General features: G+C 30.0%; 4 protein-coding genes and 1 pseudogene. 3 read left to right on the forward strand and 2 right to left on the reverse strand.

Annotated features, from left to right (window positions below):
* The first annotated feature begins 393 nt into the window (after positions 1 to 393).
* Positions 394 to 1,689, forward strand: a complete 1,296-nt coding sequence (locus tag ACXX8U_RS14555) for an outer membrane beta-barrel family protein (protein WP_458566485.1) — start codon at positions 394 to 396, stop codon at positions 1,687 to 1,689.
* Between the two features lie 408 nt (positions 1,690 to 2,097).
* Here ACXX8U_RS14555 and ACXX8U_RS15160 read toward each other — a convergent pair whose 3' ends face one another.
* The gene (locus tag ACXX8U_RS15160) at positions 2,098 to 2,337 is read right to left on the reverse strand and encodes a transposase (RefSeq protein WP_505307836.1); all 240 of its coding nucleotides are present in this window, start codon (positions 2,335 to 2,337) and stop codon (positions 2,098 to 2,100) included.
* Between the two features lie 303 nt (positions 2,338 to 2,640).
* Here ACXX8U_RS15160 and ACXX8U_RS14565 point away from each other — a divergent pair, with 303 nt between their 5' ends.
* Entirely contained in the window at positions 2,641 to 2,883 is a 243-nt protein-coding gene (locus ACXX8U_RS14565) for a hypothetical protein (protein ID WP_458566486.1), read from the forward strand.
* 353 nt (positions 2,884 to 3,236) lie between these two features.
* Positions 3,237 to 3,644, forward strand: a complete 408-nt coding sequence (locus ACXX8U_RS14570) for a hypothetical protein (protein WP_458566487.1) — start codon at positions 3,237 to 3,239, stop codon at positions 3,642 to 3,644.
* Between the two features lie 147 nt (positions 3,645 to 3,791).
* Here the strand turns inward: ACXX8U_RS14570 and ACXX8U_RS14575 are convergent.
* Positions 3,792 to 4,426: pseudogene (locus tag ACXX8U_RS14575) on the reverse strand (IS6 family transposase).
* Positions 4,427 to 4,796: the final 370 nt, after the last annotated feature.

Consider the following 4,796-nt stretch of genomic DNA (forward strand, 5'->3'; position numbering starts at 1 on the left):
CAGCACAGGTTAGAACAAGAGAGAGTTATAATGAGTACAAGAGCAACAATTATTATTGCAATTTCAGATGGAGAGAGAAAACAATTTTATCATCATACTGATGGTTATCCTGACAGATCCTGGGAGAATGTTTGAAGGAGCTTTCTGTTTACGGCTCAGACTGATTTTCTGATCATTCTCGGAAGGCTTTGAAAAAAGGGCAGAGGATTGGTTTTATAGATTCTTAAAAAAAGAAAAGTATTTTGATACTCTGAGGATTTAGGTACTTGTCATGGAGATATTGAAGCTGATTACTTATCATTTAATATTAGTGGGAAAATTCAAAAAGACAATGACAAAAACACGACAAATTCTTTCATTGACCAAAACAATATTCAAAATAACATTGAAACATTGAATAACAATGATGAAAACAGAAATTTTTTAAATTCGTTTGTAAATTACAACAAAAAAATAAAGAGTTTAGACGCAAAATTATTTACTGGTTTTCAATTCTCCAGTTTTAACCAAAAATCAAATAGCGTAATCCAAAATAATTATGATAATACTCAATTTGACTTAACACAAAACAGAAATCAAAAATTTAATGTAAATGTATTTTCAGGTAGAACAGATTTGGAGAAATTATTTAAAAATGAAATGAAATGGGAAATTGGGGCATTATATTTATCAGCAGACGCAAATACAAATTTTGAGCTTATAGATTTTATTTCAAATAACAATGAGCTTACAAATTATAATTTTAAGGAGAAAAATATAACAGGTTATACTCAATTGTCTGGGAAAATTAAAAAATTAAATTATTTGTTTGGTATAAGAACAGAAAATACGAACATTAAAGGAAAATTTAAGATTGATGATAATTTATTGATTGATAAAAATTACACTAATTTTTTTCCTAAATTTCAGCTTGATATACCACTAGATAGTACAAAAACTATAAGTCTTAATTATGCAAAAAGTATTTCAAGACCTAATTATTCATCAACAAGCCAAATTTCAATTTATACAAATCCTTTTTTAGTATTTTCAAGAAATATCAATTTAAACCCAACAATATCAGATGAAATTTCGGGGACTTTTCAGTATAAAAATAAATCTGTAAAGCTAAATTTCTTTCAAAGTAAAGATCCAGTATATTTTGCATTTTCATATGATTCTTCAATAAATTTGATTTCATTTAACTCTATTAATTATGCTAAAGAGTCTGGGGTTAATTTAGAATTTATGCTTCCATTTAAACAAAAATTTTGGACTTCTACAAACAATTTCAATTTTATCCTAAACAAAATTGAAGATAAATCTGCTGTTTTTAATGAATCAAAACCATATTTATACTATTACTCAAATCATATTTTTGAATTACCAAAAGAATTTGATATTTCTGTTACAGGTTGGGGTTTTACAGAACGAAGTGAAGGAGTTTTTAAAAGAAACTCATTATTCATAATGGATTTAGCATTATCTAAAACGTTATTTAAAAATTTTGATTGTACCTTAAGCTTTAATGATGTTTTTAGAAATATGAATTTTAATGAAAACTTCACAATAAATGATATAGCTTCAGAAGGAATATATTATACTGATACAAGAGAAATATCGTTTTCAATAAGTTATAAATTTGGAAGGATTAAAGATTCAAATTATCAAGAAAGAAAAATTGACGAAAACTCCAATCGAATTAGATAAAAACAACACACAACAGATAAGGTTTCGTTGCGGCTGCAAGCCGAACAATGAAACCTGTGTTGAACGGAACCGTTCATTGGCAGGAACTATGGAGTTATCGTAAAGTTATATGAGAGAGAATTTCAAGAGGATTAAGTGTCCTCTTTTTTTGTGCGGTAAAATCAAGATGGTTTTTACGTGTTTTCCTTTACTTTCGGGCATACGTCACCTTACCCTTAAAATTAGTTTTCACACGGATTTAGATTTTGGCCACCGCTAAAAAACCATCGATAGCTATGGTTTCGCCACCTATCAAATCAGCATCTTTCAAGAACGAAACAAATAGTTTAAATAGCTTTTTCAAGGCAGTGGGATTGTCTTTCTAAAATCTGAGATGCTGTCGTAATTGGGACGAATATCCTTTAAAAGCTATTGCATTTCAATGTTTCTTAAACATTCCTTTACTAGATCTCGATCATTCCTGACCCCGTTGAAATAACAATATAAATACATCTTTAGAAATACTTTATTATTGAAACTCGAACGACCTTCAGTCTTGAGCGCTTTTACAGCACAATCGCGTTTAGAGAAGTCTATATATTCGACAAAAACATATATTAATAACACCAAATTATCAGGCTTATAGTATCTTTTAAACTTGAAAAACACATTTGATGGCGGCAAATTCCGGTAGTGTGCTGCATTCTTAAAAATATGAAAAATTTTCTTTTCATACTAGTATTTTATTATATTTGATGATAATACAACGGAGGTTTTTTCTCAAACTGACGTTAGCAGTAATTATAAAAAAACGATACAATGAAGTAACTATTATTATTGACTTTAACTCTTATTTCTTTATCAACTTATGATCAGGAGGAAAAAACACAAATGAAATTATTGCTGGGGCTCAAATAATTGGCGGAACACTTTTAATGTTTACACCATTAGCGCCTGTAGGAGTAGCTTTAATTGGAGCAGGTTACTCATTTTGCAACAACTTACAATGAATACAAACAAACAGGCGATTGGAAATCTGCATCAAAAAATGCTGGAGTGTTTTTTAACGTTTCTTTTAAGACTGATTTGGGGTATGGCACGGACAAACAAAACGGAGTTACTCAAAGTGAGCCGGTTGTAAAGTCTAAAACAGTTAAAGAGGTGAAAAAAGATAAAGGAGACGATTCGTTTCATCCTGGGACAATATTTAGCTAATTTCAATCAGATATTGGATTTGATTTTTTAAAATTTAAAGGATCGCATTATGGTGTTCCTGAGTTTGAGTCAAGCGTAATGACTGGAGGAGCTATAACTCCTGGAGCCATTTGTTCTTTATCCTACTGGGGCAAGTAGTAATGAATATTATAGTACCCATGAACCTGGCCATGTATTACAATTTAGATTAATAGGAACTTATTATTTGCCATTTATTGCTATACCAAGTTTTCTAACATCTAGAATGGAAAATTCAGAAAATTTTTACATTGAAAAAACTGCAAATCAATTATGGTATTGGTGGTCTGGGGAATTTAATCCTAAAAATCCTGTTTATTTAAAAAACTAACATTATGAAAAATAAATTTTTATTAATAGTGTTACTATTAATATTTACCAGATGTGAATATAATAAAGATAAGCTTAAAATTAAAAATGAAACTTCAAATAAATTATTTTGTGAAACAATAACTATTGATAAAGAAGATTATAATTATCACCAAAATTCAGGAGGAGCTATAATTCCTGCTCATTCTGTTGGCTCTCCAATTGTAAGAGGAGGTGAGAATAGTATAAAATCTGATATACTCCAAAATTCAGTAGATGGTTATTTGTATATTATTTACTATTTTCAAAAGGATCAAGAGTATATCAATAAAAACATAAGAACAATTATTTTTGATAAAAGATTTAAAGTTGGTAAATATAATTTGAAAGAATTAGATAGTTTGGGCTGGACAATTACTTATGATGGGAACTAGGTAATTTAAAACAATTTGCCTAATTCATAAAATTAGTTTTGAGAGGAAATGGTGTTTTGGCTACCGCCGAGAAAAAATCTATAGCTATGGTTTCAGGTTCTGTCGCATCTGTCAGAATCAAATATAAGAATTTAAGTAATTTAAAGTTTAATCAGCCAATTTACAGAAAGATTTAAACATAGTTAGCCATGGTCCAATCATCTGATTCTTTCTCAGCATATGGACAACTTCAATTCCGCTCAAGGTTCGTTTGGCCGATTCAAAGCTTTTAAAGCCTAACCCGTTTTGTATCCTCCATTTTATAAATCGATGATCCTGTTCTACAATATTGTTGAGATATTTACACTGTCGGATTTTAATCTTTGAGAAAGAACGCTTGTTATATACTTTAATCGCTGCGGTATTAGAACCACTTTTATCAATGTTAATTACTCATGGCCGGCAATTACTACCATTTGCTTTAATTAGAAACGACTGAGCACTCATTCTCTGTCTTTTTCTGCGTCGAAAAGAAAGTCTACTGTATTGCCTAATTTATCGACCGCTCGATATAAATAACACCAAATACCTTTTACTTTGATATGGGTCTCATCCATGCTCCAACTCGTCCCCACTCTTCATTTTCTCATCTTCATCTCTGAATCAAACAAAGGTAATAACTTATATACCCAACATTGAATCGTAGCATGATCAACAGAAACTCCTCGCATTTTCATGATCTCTTAAACATCACGATAGCTTAATGTAAACCTAAGCTTAAAATATAATGCCTGCAGTATAATAGATTTCGGATAGCAATAACCTTACGTATTCATGAGTTTAAGAATTTTAAACAGACAAAGATAAAACTTAACTTTAGATGCGACAGAGCCCTTATGTTCAATTCTGAAACTAATGAGCTATTGGATTGAGCTCATTTTTTTTGTTTAAAACTTAAGCTTTAAAACTACTTTTACAGCTTGACTTTTAAAACTACCTACTTGTTTTTTGAAACACACTACCAAATTTCTCACGCAGCTCACTAATCCAGAAGTCCTACTAAAGTAATACTACTATTTATTATTTTTTATATTTATAGTATCTTTGATCAAAACAGATATGCTTGCTACAGAACTGAACAGCATAAAACTTGCAATTTTAAACCAGATTCCT

The organism is Flavobacterium sp. GNP001 (genome assembly GCF_054343775.1).

Bases quoted from the DNA above. Each gene is read 5' to 3' on its own strand.
- ACXX8U_RS14570 (WP_458566487.1), top strand. From the start codon at position 3,237: ATGAAAAATAAATTTTTATTAATAGTGTTACTATTAATATTTACCAGA.